Origin of the sequence: Shinella zoogloeoides, from assembly GCF_003574625.1 — a bacterium.
Classification (GTDB): Bacteria; Pseudomonadota; Alphaproteobacteria; order Rhizobiales; family Rhizobiaceae; genus Shinella; species Shinella zoogloeoides_A.
The window spans coordinates 315,078-330,148 of record NZ_QNUJ01000007.1 but is presented as its reverse complement, the minus strand read 5'-3'; the positions used below and the strand labels follow the sequence as shown (position 1 = coordinate 330,148).

14 protein-coding genes and 1 tRNA gene are annotated in these 15,071 nt (G+C 66.4%); 6 read left to right on the top strand and 9 right to left on the bottom strand.

Features of this window, described 5'->3' with window-relative positions; translation table 11 throughout:
- Positions 1-143 precede the first annotated feature (143 nt).
- The 3 genes from DSD28_RS16430 to DSD28_RS16420 all read right to left on the bottom strand — a co-directional run bounded on the left by DSD28_RS16430 (position 144) and on the right by DSD28_RS16420 (position 2,406).
- The gene (locus tag DSD28_RS16430) at positions 144-1,073 is read right to left on the bottom strand and encodes a carbohydrate kinase family protein (RefSeq protein ID WP_119257484.1); all 930 of its coding nucleotides are present in this window, start codon (positions 1,071-1,073) and stop codon (positions 144-146) included.
- A gap of 64 nt (positions 1,074-1,137) precedes the next feature.
- Complete coding sequence (locus tag DSD28_RS16425; RefSeq protein WP_119257511.1) at positions 1,138-1,836, bottom strand: orotate phosphoribosyltransferase; 699 nt, start codon at positions 1,834-1,836, stop codon at positions 1,138-1,140.
- A gap of 141 nt (positions 1,837-1,977) precedes the next feature.
- Positions 1,978-2,406: a DoxX family protein gene (locus DSD28_RS16420; protein ID WP_245424857.1), complete on the bottom strand. Its 429-nt coding sequence runs from the start codon at positions 2,404-2,406 to the stop codon at positions 1,978-1,980.
- A gap of 208 nt (positions 2,407-2,614) precedes the next feature.
- Between DSD28_RS16420 and DSD28_RS16415 the strand changes: the two genes are divergently transcribed.
- The 3 genes from DSD28_RS16415 (at position 2,615) to DSD28_RS16405 (ending at position 5,478) form a co-directional block, all read left to right on the top strand.
- The gene (locus DSD28_RS16415; RefSeq protein ID WP_119257482.1) at positions 2,615-2,800 is read left to right on the top strand and encodes a hypothetical protein; all 186 of its coding nucleotides are present in this window, start codon (positions 2,615-2,617) and stop codon (positions 2,798-2,800) included.
- Positions 2,801-2,916: 116 nt separating this feature from the next.
- Positions 2,917-3,621: a Crp/Fnr family transcriptional regulator gene (locus DSD28_RS16410; protein ID WP_119257481.1), complete on the top strand. Its 705-nt coding sequence runs from the start codon at positions 2,917-2,919 to the stop codon at positions 3,619-3,621.
- 15 nt (positions 3,622-3,636) lie between these two features.
- Positions 3,637-5,478 carry a CHASE2 domain-containing protein gene (locus tag DSD28_RS16405; protein ID WP_432430868.1) on the top strand — a complete coding sequence of 614 codons (1,842 nt, stop codon included), beginning with the start codon at positions 3,637-3,639 and terminating at the stop codon, positions 5,476-5,478.
- Here DSD28_RS16405 and DSD28_RS16400 read toward each other — a convergent pair.
- Complete coding sequence (locus tag DSD28_RS16400; protein WP_119257510.1) at positions 5,475-6,095, bottom strand: FecR domain-containing protein; 621 nt, start codon at positions 6,093-6,095, stop codon at positions 5,475-5,477. The genes DSD28_RS16405 and DSD28_RS16400 overlap by 4 nt on opposite strands.
- A gap of 161 nt (positions 6,096-6,256) precedes the next feature.
- Positions 6,257-7,291: a proline racemase family protein gene (locus tag DSD28_RS16395; protein ID WP_119257479.1), complete on the bottom strand. Its 1,035-nt coding sequence runs from the start codon at positions 7,289-7,291 to the stop codon at positions 6,257-6,259.
- Positions 7,292-7,431: 140 nt separating this feature from the next.
- Between DSD28_RS16395 and spdA the strand changes: the two genes are divergently transcribed.
- Both spdA and DSD28_RS16385 read left to right on the top strand, forming a co-directional pair.
- Entirely contained in the window at positions 7,432-8,238 is an 807-nt protein-coding gene (gene spdA / locus DSD28_RS16390) for a 2', 3'cyclic nucleotide phosphodiesterase SpdA (protein ID WP_119257478.1), read from the top strand.
- Positions 8,239-8,361: 123 nt separating this feature from the next.
- Positions 8,362-8,997, top strand: coding sequence for a DUF1236 domain-containing protein (locus DSD28_RS16385; protein ID WP_119257477.1), 636 nt, complete (start codon positions 8,362-8,364; stop codon positions 8,995-8,997).
- Positions 8,998-9,158: 161 nt separating this feature from the next.
- On the opposite strand, the gene DSD28_RS16380 is transcribed toward DSD28_RS16385, so the two are convergent.
- The 4 genes from DSD28_RS16380 to DSD28_RS16365 all read right to left on the bottom strand — a co-directional run bounded on the left by DSD28_RS16380 (position 9,159) and on the right by DSD28_RS16365 (position 14,493).
- A complete protein-coding gene (locus tag DSD28_RS16380; RefSeq protein ID WP_119257476.1) occupies positions 9,159-10,406 on the bottom strand; it encodes an alpha/beta hydrolase in 1,248 nt (415 codons plus the stop codon).
- 205 nt (positions 10,407-10,611) lie between these two features.
- A tRNA-Arg gene (locus DSD28_RS16375) sits at positions 10,612-10,688 on the bottom strand.
- A 138-nt stretch (positions 10,689-10,826) separates the two neighbouring features.
- On the bottom strand, positions 10,827-12,296 hold the full coding sequence (locus DSD28_RS16370; protein ID WP_119257475.1) for a sensor histidine kinase: 1,470 nt from the start codon (positions 12,294-12,296) through the stop codon (positions 10,827-10,829).
- 187 nt (positions 12,297-12,483) lie between these two features.
- Positions 12,484-14,493, bottom strand: coding sequence for a HAMP domain-containing methyl-accepting chemotaxis protein (locus DSD28_RS16365; RefSeq protein WP_119257474.1), 2,010 nt, complete (start codon positions 14,491-14,493; stop codon positions 12,484-12,486).
- Between the two features lie 430 nt (positions 14,494-14,923).
- Between DSD28_RS16365 and rpmH the strand changes: the two genes are divergently transcribed.
- Positions 14,924-15,061, top strand: coding sequence for a 50S ribosomal protein L34 (rpmH, locus tag DSD28_RS16360; RefSeq protein ID WP_119257473.1), 138 nt, complete (start codon positions 14,924-14,926; stop codon positions 15,059-15,061).
- The last annotated feature ends 10 nt before the right edge of the window (positions 15,062-15,071 follow it).

The window sequence follows — 15,071 nt, the reverse complement described above, 5'->3', positions numbered from 1 at the left end:
AGCCGGGAAAGGTCGCAATCGTCGCCGTCATGCGCAAGATGATCGTCATTCTCAACGCCAGAATGCGAGAGCATAGAGCAACGGCGCTTGACGCCTAACACCGTTGCTTTTCTTTTGCGGGAAGGCTGTAGAGGCTTACCCTCTCAGGCGAGGCCGATTTCCTTTGCCCAGGGCGGGTTGGCGCCGGCTCTGGAGACGGTGACGGCGGCGGCCTTGGCGCCGAGCGCCAGCGCCCTGGCGATCTGGTCTTCGGAGAGCTTTGCCACCTGCTGCTTGGTGAGCAGGTTCTGCATCTTCAGCGAGGCGAGCACGCCCGCATCGAACGTGTCGCCGGCACCGACGGTATCGACCACCGTCACGCGCTCGCTCGGCACCGTGACCTTGTGGTCCGCCGTATAGCCGACCGCGCCTTCCGCGCCGCGCGTCACGACGACGAGCTTCGCGCCGTGGTGCAGCCAGTGGCGGGCGAGCGCATCCTCGTCACCTTCAAGGCCGAACCAGGCGAGGTCCTCGTCGGAGAACTTCACGATGTCGGACATGGCCGCCATGCGGCGGATGCGGCCCATATGGGCGTCCTTGTCCCGGATGAAGCCGGGGCGGATGTTCGGGTCGAGCGCGATGACGCGCTTTTCGTGCTCGCGCGCCAGCAGCGCCTCGTAGGTGGAGCCGCAGGGCTCCGGGATGAGGCTGATGGCGCCGAAATGCAGCGCCTCGCAATCCGCGCCGAGAACCGGAAGCTCGGCCTCGGTGATCATGCGGCCGGCGGTGTTCTCGTCGTAGAAGGCATAGGTCGCATGGCCGTCGACCAGCTTGACGAAGGCGACGGTGGTCGGGCGCGACAGCGTGGCGCAATAGCTGTAGTCGACGCCGCTCTCGCCCAGCGTCTTGCGCAGGATGTCGCCCATCATGTCGTCGGAAAGGCCGGTGAAGAAGCCGGCCGGAACGCCGAGGCGGCCGAGGGCGATCGCCGTGTTGAAGATCGCGCCGCCCGCATAGGGCGCATAAGCATCCTCGCCGAGCGTCGTCGTCCGCGGCAGCATGTCGATCAGCGCTTCACCACAACACAGGATCATCCGGTATCCTCCAATCGGAATTTCAATCGATTTAAACGATCACAACCGAAAGCGCCAGCGATTTTTATGCGGTCGGCAGTTCCGCGACGCCGCCGTTCTTCGCCGACCAGGCGAGCGGCGCATCGAAGAAGGCCTCGACGGAGGCGAGCGTCGCGTCGTCGAAGAGCTTTTCCTTGCGGGCGACGGCCAGCACGTCACGCCAGGTGGCGATGTGGTGCAGCCTGACGCCGCCATTGGCATAGCGTGCCTCGGCCTCCCTGAAGATGCCGTAGTAGAACAGCGACATGCCGTGCTCCACCACGCCGCCGGCCGCGCGGATGGCGTCGATGAAGGTGAACATGGAGCCGCCGACCGTCACGAGGTCCTCGATGACGAGGACGCGCGCGCCCTCCGCCATGACGCCCTCGATCTGGGCGTTGCGGCCGTGGCCCTTCGGCTTCTTGCGCACATAGATCATCGGCAGGCCGAGGCGGTCGGCCAAGAGCGCAGCGAAGGGAATGCCCGCCGTCTCGCCGCCGGCAATCACGTCGAAGCGCTCGAAGCCGGCATTGCGGGTGACGGTCGCGGCGGCGAAATCCATGATGGCCGAGCGGATGCGTGGATAGGAGAGCAGCTTGCGGCAGTCCATGTAGACCGGCGAGGCCATGCCGGAGGCGAGCTTGTAGGGCTCTTCCGGGCGGAAATGCACCGCCTTGATCTCCCACAGCATGCGGGCCATCAGCTCCGCCATCACGTCTCGGTCCGGAAAGGAATTGGAAAACATCGGCATCTCCCGCATGACTGTCTTTGCCTGCGCATAGCAGCAAGAGCGGCGGCTTTCCAGCGGATGCACGGCCCCAGATACGGAAAAACCCTCCCCGGCGGGCCGGGAAGGGTTTCTGGAGGATCAGAATATGGCTGTCGTTCAGGCCGCGGCGCGGCGGGCGTCGAGCGAGATGGAGCCCGGGCCGAAGGCGGCGAGCACGAGGAAGCCGCCGGCGATCGTGATGTTCTTCCACATCATCAGGCCGTTGAAGACGGTGAGCAGGCCGTTTGCGCCTTCCGGGAAGTCCGGAATGTTGATCGTGCCGCTGTGGAAGACGAGAGCGGTGAAGACGCTGAAAGCAGCGAGCAGATAGGCGGCAATGCGCGTCTGGAAGCCGACGAGGATGAAGAGGCCGGAGACCAGCTCGAAGAGGCCGGCGACATAAGCAAGCGCGGTGGCGGCCGGGAGGCCCGCACCGGCGATCATGCCGGCGGTGCCCGACGGATCGATCAGCTTCGGATAGCCCGACGTGATGAACATGAGGGCGAGGAGGATGCGTCCGACGAGGACGACGGCGTTCTGCGGCATGAAAAGCTCCTGAGGCTTCGGTGTTTGCGTTGGCGGACAGATAGCAGCTTTCATTCGTCAAGGAAGCCGGGCAATCAGAAGACAGATCGTTCTCTTTTTGTGAACGATATCCTGTTCCCCGCGGAACAGAAACGCACCGCGCCTCGTGCGAGAAGGAGGCGACCCGCATTCTCGCATCCCCCCTTCCCCTTCCCCCTCCAGAGACATCATGCGCCCCCTGCTTTCCATCCTTGTCCTTGCCGCCGTCACCCTCGCCTTCACCGCCTCCGGAAAAGCCGGTGGCCGTGGCGAGGGCTATTACGGCCACTACCAGCAGAACTGCATCACAAAGCGCATCCGCACGACCGACGCCTATGGCCGGATCGTCACCAAGCGGGTGCGCATCTGCCGGTAGCGCACCATCCGCTACCGGCCGCAGGACGCCGCTCTTTTCTGTTGCAAGCGCCCGGCGGCTGGGCGAAGATTTCCCCACGAGGTGCCCGCTCCGTCAGCGGCCGGGGGAAAGCGGATATGAACGAGATCAACAGGAGTGCTGCGTTCTGGCGTTCCTTTCCGATTTTCGAGGGGTTCGGCAAGGAAACGATCGGCGAGATCGCGGCTATTGCGACCTACCGCAAATGGCCGGCCGGCACCGTCATCTTCCAGCGCGGCGACGAGGGCACCTATCTCATCGCGCTCGTTTCCGGCCGCATCAAGCTCTCGCTGATCACGCCGCAGGGCAAGGAACTGTCACTGCGCCAGTTGGAGCCCGGCGCGGTGCTCGGCGAGATGGCGATCCTCGACGGCCAGCCGCGCTCGGCCGATGCCACGGCGGCCGTCGCCACGGAAGGCTATGTGATCGCCAAGCGCGACTTCCTCGACCTCATCGCGCGCCACCCGGCCGCCGCGCAGGCGATCATCCACTATCTCTGCACCAAGCTGCGCGAGACGACGGAGCAACTCGAGACCATCGCGCTCTACGATCTCGACGCCCGCGTCGCCCGCTTCTTCCTGGCGACGCTGCGCACCATCCACGGCGAGGAACTGCCCGACAGCGCCAATCTCCAGCTTTCGCTGAGCCAGACGGAGATCGCCGGCATCCTCGGCGCCAGCCGGCCGAAAATCAACCGCTCCATCCTGGTGCTGGAAGAGGCCGGCGCCATCCGCCGCAGCGACGGCATCATCCATTGCCATGTCGGCCGGCTCTACGGCATTGCCGAGCCGGATGATGCATAGGCCGCCGACCAGATGATCGCCAAGAGATACAGGCCCCTTGCCGCTGGCCTCGCCGCCAGCCTTGCCGGCGCGCTCGCCCTTTTCGCCCTCGGCGAGACGGCGCTGGAGCGCCAGCGCGAATCCTACTTCGATGCGTTGACGCAGGCGATGCCGACGGTGCAGAGCGACCGGATCGTCGTCGTCGACATCGACCGCAAGGCCTTCCAGGGCGCGCCGAACAAGGACTGGACGCGGGCCGAGACGGCCGCTTTGGTCGACCGGCTTGCGGCGGCAAGGCCGGCGGCCGTCGCCTTCGATTTCATCTTCAGCACGGATTGCGCGGCGGAAGAGCCGGCCAATGCCGCCCTTGCCGGCGCCATCGGCCGGGTGCCGACGGTGCTCGGCTTCCTGATCGGCGAGGCGCCGGACGGCGCGCCGCATCCCGTTCCCAAGCTCGCCCTGCAGCGGCCGGTCGGCGTGCCGGACCTCTGGTTCATCGAGGGAACGGAAAGCTCCTGCGCCTTCCTGCAGGACAGGTCCAGCGCGGCGGCGGCCGCCTTCCTCGTCGGCGACGAGGATGCGGTGGTGCGCCGCGTGCAGGCCTATGCCATTCTCGGCAATGCGGCCTATCCGGCGCTCGGCGTGGAGGCCGCGCGGCTCGCGGCCGGCGCGCATACCCCTGTCCTCGGCGGCAATCCCGCCTGGCTGCGGCAGGATTCGCGCATCCTGCGGCTCGACGAGGACGGCAGCCTGCGCTTCGTGGCGAGCGGACCGGCGGCGATCGCCGCGCGCACCTTCTCCGCCGGCGACGTGGTTGCCGGGCGCGTTCCGGCCGAGCGGATCGCCGGCAAGGTGGTGCTGATCGGCAGCAGCCTGCCCAATCTCGGCGGGCTTCGCACCAGCGCCTCCATGACCCTCGAACCGTCCGTGCAGATCCATGCGGACGTGGCGAACGCCATCCTCACCGACCGCATCCCGGCGCGGGAAATCGGGCTCCTGCCGCTGGAAGCCGGCTTTGCCTTCCTTACCGGGGCGGCGGCGGCGCTCGCGGCGGCGCGGCTGCGGCCGCTCGGGGCGGCGATGGCCGGCATCGGCCTCATCGGCCTCGTCTTCGGCGCGTCCGTGCTGCTCTATCTGCGCACGGCGCTGCTTTCGGATGCGGTCGGCATGTCGCTGATCGTGGCGACGGCGGCGCTCGTCACCGGCCTCCTGCAATATGCCCATGTGCGCCGCGCCGAGGCGACGGCCCGCCTGCGCTTTGCGCAATACCTGCCGCAATCCGTCGTCTCGCGCTATATCGACAATCCCGACCTCGAGCGCGTGGCGGGCGAGGAGCGGCAGGTGACGGCGCTCTTCACCGATATCGAGGGCTTTTCCGCGCTCGCCCAGAAGATCGGGCCGCATGACCTCGTCAGGCTGCTCGACATCTACTTCTCCGAGGTGAACGCCCTCGTCGCGCGCCATGGCGGCATGGTGGACAAGGTGGTGGGCGATGCGGTGCATGCGCTCTTCAACGCGCCCGACGACCTCGACCGGCATGTCGACAAGGCGCTCGCCTGCGCCGACGAGATCCGCGCCCTGACGGAGGAGATGCGCCGCCGCCCCGCTTTCCTCGACAAGGATTTCGGCCGCACGCGCATCGGCGTCGAGACGGGCATGGCGGTGCTGGGGGAAGTGGGGACCGGCGGTAAGCTCGACTATACGGCGCACGGCGATGCGGTGAACCTCGCCGCACGGCTGCAGGATGCCAACAAGTTCCTCGGCACGCAGATCTGCGTCGGCCCGCGCGCGGCCGGCGAGGCCGTCCGGACGCTGCGCGCTATCGGCAGCCACGAGATCCGCGGCTTCGGCACGATGGCGCTCTTCACACTGGATTAGCGGATGCCGACGCTCGCATAGGCCTCGCGGATGCGGGCCTTGCCCCATTGCGTGACCGCGCCGGGTGCCTCGCCCGGCGCCCGGATCTCGACGCCCTCGCCGCGGCCGACCGCCTTCATCACGCCGCCGCCCGTCACCTCGACGCGGCCGTGCTCGACGAAGACGGCGAAGACGCCGCGATTGGGGCCGGCGAAGAATTTCGTGCCGCGCACGCCGATCATGCCGAAGGCGGTACGCATGGTGAGGTCGATCTTGGCGAGGCCTTCCGGCCGGTCGAAGACCATCTGCCCGGTGCCGAGCTCGATGGTGCCGCCCTGGCCGGCGATGAAGGTATCGATCAGGAGTTCCGTCTCGCTGCCGAGCAGGAGGCTGGTATCCTCGCCGAGGGCGAGTTCCGCGAAGCTTTCCTTGCCCGTCGAGACGAAGTCGCGGTCCATCAGGCTGGCGCCGGCCTTCAGGCCCTCCAGACGGTTCGCCTGCCGGCGGCTGACATTGCCGGTGATCTCGACGGCCTTGCCGATGATCGCGTTGGCCTGCGTGGCGCGGATGCCGATGCCCGTCAGCGCCAGCGCGCCGCCGGCGATGAAGAGCCTCCGGCTGAGTTGGATGGGGCTCAGGGCGTTGAGCATTCGCATCTGGGTGCCTTTCGCGGACGGGCCGGAAACGGATTGGACCTGATGGAGGCCGACGCGTCAATCGCACGCCGCCCTCCCGGACACTCTTATGCGCCCTCGCTCCCGCCGCCTCTGTTCCCGCGGAAACAGGGCGGGCCGGAGCCTCAGCGAATCTCGCCGGCCTGCGGGCCCCACGTATCCGTCATGGCGAAACCTTCCGCCAGCGGATCGGTCGGATCGAGCGCGATCTGGTGCAGGCCGAAGGTCCAGCCGCGGCCGGTGATGGTGGGGATGATGGCCTTGCGGCCGGCGACCTCGGTCTCGGCCTGCAATCCGACTTCGAACTCCGACCCGATGATCGAGCGCGAGCGGAACGTGTCGCCCACCTTGGCAAGGCCGCGGGCATGCAGCGTGGCAAGGTTGGCGGAATTGCCGGTGCCGCAGGGCGAGCGGTCGACGCGGCCCGGCCACATGGTCGTGGCGGTGCGCACGAGGCCGTCCGGGTCCCGGTCGCGGAACATGACATAGGCGACGCCGTTGATCTCGGGGATTTCCGGATGCACGATCTTCATCGACTTGTTGATGAGGTCCTTCAGCGCCATGCCGGCATCGACGAGCGCGCGGGCATTGGCCTTCTCGATCTTCGTGCCGATCTGGTCGACATCGACCAGCGCATAGAAGATACCGCCATAGGAGATGTCGAAGCGCACGCGGCCCCAGTGCGGCGTGTCGATCTCGACGTCCAGTTCCTGGACGAAGGACGGCACCATGGTGAGCTTGACCTTCTCGCAGCGCCCGTCGCGGCAGGTCGCCGTCGCCTTGACGAGGCCGGCGGCCGTGTCGAGCACGACGACGGTTTCCGGTTCCTTCATCTCGACGATGCCCGATTCGAGCAGCGCCGTGGTGACGCAGATCGAGTTGGAGCCCGAGGAGGCATGCGCCTGGTCGGCCTGCAGGATGATGAAGCCGGCGTCGGCCTCCGGACGCTTGGCCGGCACCAGAAGGTTGACCGAGCCCGTCGCGGCCGCACGCGGCTCGAGGCACAGGAAGCGGCGCAAGCTGTCGTCGACCGTGTTGATATAGTTGAGCTGCTCGGCAATCGAATTGCCGGGGATCTTCGGCACGCCGCCGATGGCCACCTTGCCGATCTCGCCCTCGCAATGAACGTCCAGCAACTGGATCGTGCGCTTCCATCTCATGTCGATATGCTCCGTTCTCGCCGGCCGCCCGGCTGCCTTCTCTCTGATATATCAGATCGGGCCGCGTTCCAACAGCTTTTCATGCGACAGGTTCGCGCGCTACGAAGATGGGATCACGATCGTCCCGCCAGGAACTCTTCATGACCAAGCTCATCGTCTTCACCGACCTGCATATGGTGCCCGAGGGCGCGACCATCATCGGCCTCGACCCCTACCAGCGGCTTTTGGCCGGCATCGAGCATGTCAACCGCTACCATCCCGATGCAGACCGTGTGATCATCACCGGCGACCTCGCGCACCGGGCCGACACCCTGTCTTACGAGCGCCTGCACGGCCTTCTCGCGCGGGTCGTGCCGCCCGTCGCCATCACCATCGGCAACCACGACTATCGCGACCGTTTCCTCGAGACCTTCACCCATGTCCGGCCGGACGAGAACGGCTTCGTACAGCAGTCCATCGATTTTTCCGACTGCCGGGTCGTGCTGCTCGACACGCTCTTTGCACCGCCCTACGACTATCCGATGAGCCATGCCGGCTATCTGTGCGAAAGGCGCCTCGCCTGGCTCGACCGGGCGCTTGCCGGCGCGGACGGCCGTCCCGTCCTGCTCTTCATGCATCACCCGCCACACAAGACGGGCTTTACCGGCATGGACGCCATCCGCCTCGGCAACGAGGATGCCTTCTACGATCTGGTGCTGCGCCACGGCAATGTCCGGCACATCTTCGCCGGCCATGTCCACCGCACGATCGGCGGCTCGCATCGCGGCATTCCCTTCTCGATCTTCAAGAGCCCGGTGCACCAGCAGCCGATGCCCTTCGATATGCCGAACGCCTCGCTGTCGGTCGACGAGCCCGGTGCCTATGGCATCGTCGTGGTGACCGAGGAGGGCCTGCAGGTGCACAACGAGGACTATGAAATCGCGCGGCGCGACCCGGAAATCGCCTGAGGCCGCCGGTTAACGCGCGTTACACATCGTGATGCCTCAACCGCCTGCCGCCGGAACCGGTCCGGCCAAACGACGTTGTCTCCGCCGAAGGGGTGATAAACCCGATTTTCGAAGGAGAAGAACATGCGCAAGATTCTCATGGCCGGTGCCGCCCTGGCACTTCTCGGCGCCACCGCCGCCCATGCGGACGATCGCGACAAGGAGGCTCTCGGCGGTGCTGCCGGCGGGGCCGCAGGGGCTGCGGCGGGCGCCGTGGTCGGCGGCCCGATCGGCGCGGTCGTCGGCGGCGTGGCCGGTTTCGCCATCGGCGCGGATGCCGCCGTTCCGGACGACGCCCGGGTCTATGTCATGGAGAACCCGACACCGCCCGTCGTCCTCGAAGGTCCGGTAACGGCCGAGACGCGCTTCGACGACAGCGTGACGCTGACGCCGATCCCCGAGCATCCCGACCTTGCCTATGTCTATGTCGACAACCGCCCGGTCATCGTGCGCACGGACAGCCGTCAGGTGATCTATGCGCCGGACGTGCAGGCCACCGGCAGCATTTCGTCCGACATTCCCGAGGCGACGATCACCTATGTCGAACGGCACCCGGTCGATCCCGTCATTCTGGAAGGACCGGTCGAGGCCGGCATGGTGGTCCCCGATACGGTGCAGATCGTCGACGTGCCGGAAAACTCGAACTACGGCTACATCTATGTCGACCAGCGGCCCGTTCTCGTGGACCGCGGCTCGCGCCAGGTGATCTGGGTGCGCTAAAAGCATCTGGTAAACGATGAGGCGGCCCCTGCGGGCCGCCTCTGTTTATTCAGACCCTTTCTTTCCTCTCTATCGTTATCTTCGGGCTCGACCCGAACATGACGTAGGAAAGGTGGGCGGCCTTGCCGGCGGCGCGAGGCGCTCTCTGCGAGGCCGCCTTTCTACTGGCCGACGGCCGTTGTCGTGGTGTCCTCGACCGAATTGCCGAGGCGGCGCCACTGGTCGTCGTAATTCCTGCGCGTCACCGGATCGAAGACCGCGATGGGCGTCGAGACCACGATGCTCGCCGCGCTGCCGACCGTCTGGGCCGTGCCGAGCGCCACGGCGCCGAGCCGCTCGCCGAGGCCGACCTCCGAATCCGTGACGGACTGGCCGTCGATCAGGCGGTTGCCGATGAGGCGCACGACCTCGGGGCTCTCAGCGAACTTGCCGTGATTGAGCCGGTCGCCGGATTTCAGCGCCGTGAGATCGATCACCGTGATGCCCTGCTTTTCCAGCATGGAGCGGTAGGGTTCGGCGGCGGGGTTGATCTGGCCGAGGCGATCCACATTGCCCGAGATACGGCGCGAGAGCGTCAGCGCCCGGTCGTCGCGCGAGACGAAGAGCGTGAACTGCGGCCTGTCCGGCCCGATGGCGCGAAGCTGCTGGCCGAAGACGTCGACGTCGAGGTCGGGGGAAGCAAGAATGACCTGCTGGATCTTCTTCGGCACGCGCCCGTCACGGATCGCCATCTGGCGCAGCGTCTCGACCGCGAGCCAGGTGCCCATGGAATGTGCCATGATGGTGATCTCGCCGACCTCGGGCGTATCGACCGCCGCCCGCAGCAGCTCCTCCAGCGCGTCGCGCGAATAGTTCGTGCTTTCCTTGTCATAGGAATAATCGAAGATGCTGGCGCGCGAGGGCCAGGTGAAGATCACCGGGGCGGCATCCGTCTTCGAATCGTGCACGATCTGCGCAAAGCGGTAGACGGCATCCTCATAGCGGTTGTTGAAACCGTGCACGAAGACGAGCACGCGCCGGCTCTTCGGCAGGTTATGGTCGAGCCAGACGCGGCCGGCTTTCGCGCTTTCGACGGGCTTCACGCTGACGGTCGAGAAATCCTTCATCGGATCGGCCGGCAGCTTCTTCGGCCATTGCACCTGGCCGACCTTGCGGTTGGCGTCGGGCGGGATGGAGATGGCGATATCGCGCAGTTCCAGCTGGGAGCCACGCTCGCCGGAGAAGAGGACGCCCGGCTGGCTCGACGGCGCGCGGGTGGTCGCGACCAGCAGATCGACCTTGGACACACCCGGCGGCGTCTCGCCGCTCGGCACCAGCACGCCTTCCGGCCGGCCGGCGCAACTCGCCAGCACCAGCAACCCGGCGAAGATCACGCGACGCAATACGCGCGGCATAACGCGGCTCGTCATGTCCCGCTTCCTTCCGCTTTCCTGTTTTCGCCGGCGCCGTGCACGCACCGTTCGCACCTGCTTAGCCGAGCGGCGGGCGGTTTTGAAGAGAGGCTGTGCGGACTAGGAAGAACGCGACCAGCGAGAGACCGTCCCGCGTGGCAGATCGGCCACGGCAAGGCGTCCCGTCGAAGACGGAACCGGCGTTCATGAAGCGAGAAAAAAATGGCGCACCCGAAGAGATTCGAACTCCTGACCCCCAGATTCGTAGTCTGGTGCTCTATCCAGCTGAGCTACGGGTGCGCTGGCAGTGGCGGGTCGTTGTGCCCGGCTGCGAGGCGGTTCTCTAAAGGGTGCTTGGGCTTATTGCAAGCGCCTTTCGGAGAAAAAATGCACTTTTTTCATCGCGCCGTCCTGTCGCGGCGCAAAGCGCCCGGGAAATCAGGCGCGGTGGCGGAAGGCGTCGAGCGGCACGGGGCGGTCCGGCAGCTCGATGCGGAAGAGCGTTCCGGGCGTCGCCTTCTCCACCAGCGCGATCGTGCCGCCATGGGCGAGCACCAGCTCGCGCGCGATGGCAAGGCCGAGGCCGGTGCCGCCGGAACGCACGGAGCCGCGGAAGGCGGCGAAGAGGTTTTCCCGCGCCTTGGCCGGCATGCCGGGGCCGTTGTCGTCGATGGAGATGGAAACGACGCTGCCGGTGCGAAGGCCCGTCACCAGGACCGCGCGCTCGCGCAGGGCCGCATCCTGCAGCAGCGCCTCGACGGCGTTGCGGCAAAGATTGTGGATGACGCGGAAGAGCTGCTCGCCGTCGGCATCGACCTCGAGGCCCGGCTCGATCTGCACCACGAAGTCGATATCGCCGCGCGCATCGAGCGCCAGAACCTCGGAGACCTCCTGCACCAGCGGGCGCAGCGCCACGAAGCGGCGGCGCGGCTCCGGCTCGCGCATGCGCCCGTAGGAGAGCACCTCGTTGGTATAGCCCACCGCCCGGTCGATGCTGCGCAGCAGCTTCGGGGCGACGCGCTTGACCACGGGATCGTCGACATCCGACAGGCGGTCGGACATGAGCTGGGCGGAGGAGAGGATGTTGCGCATGTCGTGGTTGATCTTCGACACGGCGAGGCCGAGATCGGCGAGATTCTTCTGCTCCTTCAGCGTGCGCTGGAGCGTCTGCTGCATGGCGGCGAGGTGGATGCCGGCCACGGCGATCTCGTCGCGGCCGCCGGAGGGCTCCAGCACGCGGGCCGGGTTGGACGGGTCGGTGGCGAATTCGCGGATATTGGCCGTCATGCGACGCATGGGACGGATCAGCAGGCGGTTGAGCGCGAAGAAGATCGGGCTTGCCGTGGCGAGCGACATGAGCATCGAGAAGATGAAGACATTGCGCGCATAGTGCAGCATGGCGCGGCGCAGAGCGCCCTCGTCAAGCAGCAGTTCGATGCGCGTCGTCGTCTCGCCGACCGGGCCGTAGACGCGGATGACGCGGTCACCGCCAAAGAGCAGCGTGTCGAAGGCATCGTAGACCGAGCCGAGCGTCGAGACGTCGGAAAGGTCGTACTGCGCGTCGACGCTCGGCGGCATGTCGACGGCGGCGACCATGCGGGAGGCGTCCTGCTTCTTCAGCACGATCGCCTTGGTGCCCGTCGCCAGCAGCGTCTCCTCCTGCACCGGGCGCGGCAATTCCTGGTCCGGCAGGCCCTCGATGACGACGGCGGCGGCGGCGGCCGTGTTCAGCCGGTCGCGCAGCCACATCAGCCGCATATTGGCGACGGAGGGCACGAAGATCAGCACTTCAGCGATGAGGACGAAGACGGCGGTGACAAGCAGGAGCTTTCCCGACAGGCCGGACAGGAACCCGACCGCCGGAACCGGCGTCTCGGTCAAGGACGGCGTCCCGTCTCTGTCCACCATGTCTCCCACTCCCGGACATGCCGCAAGGCGGCGCTCGATGCCGCGACCGACAATCGACGACACCGTCGGCCACAGCCGACAGCCCATGATAGAGAATTACGGCAATTTTTCCAACGCTGCCGCAGGAAAGACAAAGGCGCGGCGATCCTGCGACCGCCGCGCCTCATTCGTCGAACCCGATGGGAGATCAGAATTCTTCCCAGCTTTCCGCGGCCGTGGCGGCGGCCGTCGCGCGATTGCCGCCGAAGGCGCGGGCGACGCTGCCCATCATGCGGCGGGCGGGCGATTCGACCGGGCGCGCATCGGCGCGAACCGGAGCGGGCGCGGCCTGGAACGCGCCATCGCCGGTGCGGAAGCGGGCGACGAGGCCGGCAAGGCTGTCGGCCTCACCCTTGAGCTTGTGCGTGGCGGCCGAGGTCTCCTCGACCATGGCGGCATTGTGCTGGGTGACCTGGTCCATCTGGTTGATGGCGGTGCTGACCTCCTGCAGGCCGGTCGCCTGCTCGCGGGCGGCCGTGGCGATCGAATGGATGCGGTCGTTGATGGTGACGACGCGGCTTTCGATGTCGGAAAGGGCCGTGCCGGTCTCCTGCACATAGCGCACGCCGACGGAAACCTCGTCGCCCGACTTGGTGATGAGCCCCTTGATGTCCTTGGCGGCACTGGCGGCGCGCTGCGCAAGCTCGCGCACTTCCTGCGCGACGACGGCAAAGCCCTTGCCCGCCTCGCCGGCACGGGCGGCCTCGACACCGGCATTGAGGGCAAGCAGGTTGGTCTGGAAGGCGATCTCGTCGATCACCGAGATGATCTGGCTGATCTCGCTCGACGCCTGCTCGATGCGGCCCATCGCGTCGATGGCGTTGCGCACGATGGCGCCGGACTGCTTGGCGCTCTGCGTCGCCTCGCCGACCATGACGCTCGCCTCGTTGGCGCGCTCCGTCGAGTTCTTGACGGCAGCGGTGATCTCCTCCAGCGCGGCCGAGGTTTCCTCCAGCGCGGCAGCCTGCTGCTCGGTGCGCTTGGAAAGATCGTCGGAGGCGGTGCGCAGCTCGCCGGAATTGGCGTTGATCGCATCGGTGGAGGCGCGCACCTCGCGCATGGTGCTCTGGAGCGTGGCGAGCGTCGTGTTGACGTTCTGCTGCAATTCGGCGAAGGCGCCGCGGAAGCTGCCGTCCATGGTCTGCGTCAGGTCGCCTTCGGCCAGCGCGCCGATGACGCGGCGGGTTTCGGCGATGCCCTCCTCCACGCCGGCGACGAGTTCGTTGACGCTGCGGGCGAAGCGGTTGAGGTCGTCGTTCTGGTAGTCCTTGGCGATGCGCGAGCTGAAGTCGCCCGCGGCGGCGGCATGCACGACGGCCGCGATGGAGGACTGCAGGTCGGCGCTCTTCTCGCGCAGGATCTGTTCCTGGGCGTTGAGGTCGCGCACCGTGATGGCGTTCTGGCGGAAGACGGCGACGGCGCCGGCCATTTCGCCGATCTCGTCCTGGCGCCCGGCATAGGGCACCTCGGTCTCGAGGTCGCCGCCGGCAAGGCGCTTCATCGTCTCGGTGACGTTCTGGATCGGGCGGCTGAGTTCGTTGGTCGCGATATAGAAGGCGGTGCCGCCGCCGATCACGAGGCCCGCGCCGACCGTGCCGAGCACCAGCATCAGCATCAGCGTCTCGAAGGCCTCGATATCGCCGCGGATCGCGGTGAGGTTCTGGTTGTCCGTCTCCACGACGGCGTCGATTTCCTTCTGGAAGGCCTTGCGGTTGGCGCGGTTGCCCTCGTTGTTGCCCTGCTCGTTGGCCGCGGCGATGGAGCCTTCCTTGCCGAGGCGCGCGGTCTCGGAGCGGAAGGTGCGGAATTCGGCGGCGCGGGCAACGACGGCGTCGAAGGCGGCCTTCTGCTCGGCCGGCACCAGCGGGCGCCACTCGTTCAGCGTCTTGTCGATGCCGTCCAGTTCCTTGGCGATGCCTTCGGCGAACTTCCCGGCGCCTTCGGCATCCTTGGCGGCATAGATGCCGCGGGCTTCCATGACGACGGCGGTGACCTGACGGTTCAGGTGCTCGCCGAGGAAGGCGCGGTCGGCGGCATTCTCATACTGGCGAAGCTTGTCGCTGTATTCGGAGACGACATGGACGGCGATACCGCCGATGAGGACCGAAATGAGGCCCATCACCCCAACGATGAGATAGATCTTGCCGCGTATCTTCACGTCACACTCCCAATGGCACGGATAGCAGATCGGCAAGCGGAGAAATCCGGCTTACCTTTGGCAGGGACGGTAAAGGCTAAAGGTTAATTAGATTTTGATGCAACCTTCACAAACAACGGGCGAGTGAATACTTGCTAATATTGCCTCACCCCCTGCTTCCGGGGGATTTGCCCCCGGAATTCCTTCACGCAGCGTAAGGAGAAACTGGCAATCGGCAAGAAGAATACAACCATCAAGAGCAATCCCATTAACGACTGTGACAGACGCATGGCATGAACTTCGCTGCAATTGACTTTCGACCGGCTTTGCCCTTATAAGCCGCGCACGTCCGGAAAGCTCGGCTTCCCGTAAGGGCACGCCTATGCCGGACTTTCACGCTCCTTGCGTAAACGCAAACCCAAGAAGGGCCGCACACCGCGGTATTAAATAAATGTCGAAGCGTACCTACCAGCCCTCCAAGCTTGTTCGCAAGCGTCGTCACGGCTTCCGCGCCCGCATGGCAACGGCAGGCGGCCGCAAGGTCCTGTCTGCACGTCGCGCCCGCGGCCGCGCACGTCTCTCGGCCTAAGGCCGTGCCT

Excerpts from the sequence above, each read along its gene's own strand:
- spdA (WP_119257478.1), top strand. The coding sequence starts at position 7,432 with ATGACCAAGCTCATCGTCTTCACCGACCTGCATATGGTGCCCGAGGGC.
- DSD28_RS16395 (WP_119257479.1), bottom strand. The coding sequence starts at position 7,291 with ATGAGATGGAAGCGCACGATCCAGTTGCTGGACGTTCATTGCGAGGGC.
- DSD28_RS16380 (WP_119257476.1), bottom strand. The coding sequence starts at position 10,406 with ATGACGAGCCGCGTTATGCCGCGCGTATTGCGTCGCGTGATCTTCGCC.
- DSD28_RS16415 (WP_119257482.1), top strand. The coding sequence starts at position 2,615 with ATGCGCCCCCTGCTTTCCATCCTTGTCCTTGCCGCCGTCACCCTCGCC.
- DSD28_RS16425 (WP_119257511.1), bottom strand. The coding sequence starts at position 1,836 with ATGTTTTCCAATTCCTTTCCGGACCGAGACGTGATGGCGGAGCTGATG.
- DSD28_RS16370 (WP_119257475.1), bottom strand. The coding sequence starts at position 12,296 with ATGGTGGACAGAGACGGGACGCCGTCCTTGACCGAGACGCCGGTTCCG.
- rpmH (WP_119257473.1), top strand. The coding sequence starts at position 14,924 with ATGTCGAAGCGTACCTACCAGCCCTCCAAGCTTGTTCGCAAGCGTCGT.
- DSD28_RS16420 (WP_245424857.1), bottom strand. The coding sequence starts at position 2,406 with ATGCCGCAGAACGCCGTCGTCCTCGTCGGACGCATCCTCCTCGCCCTC.
- DSD28_RS16385 (WP_119257477.1), top strand. The coding sequence starts at position 8,362 with ATGCGCAAGATTCTCATGGCCGGTGCCGCCCTGGCACTTCTCGGCGCC.
- DSD28_RS16410 (WP_119257481.1), top strand. The coding sequence starts at position 2,917 with ATGAACGAGATCAACAGGAGTGCTGCGTTCTGGCGTTCCTTTCCGATT.
- DSD28_RS16430 (WP_119257484.1), bottom strand. The coding sequence starts at position 1,073 with ATGATCCTGTGTTGTGGTGAAGCGCTGATCGACATGCTGCCGCGGACG.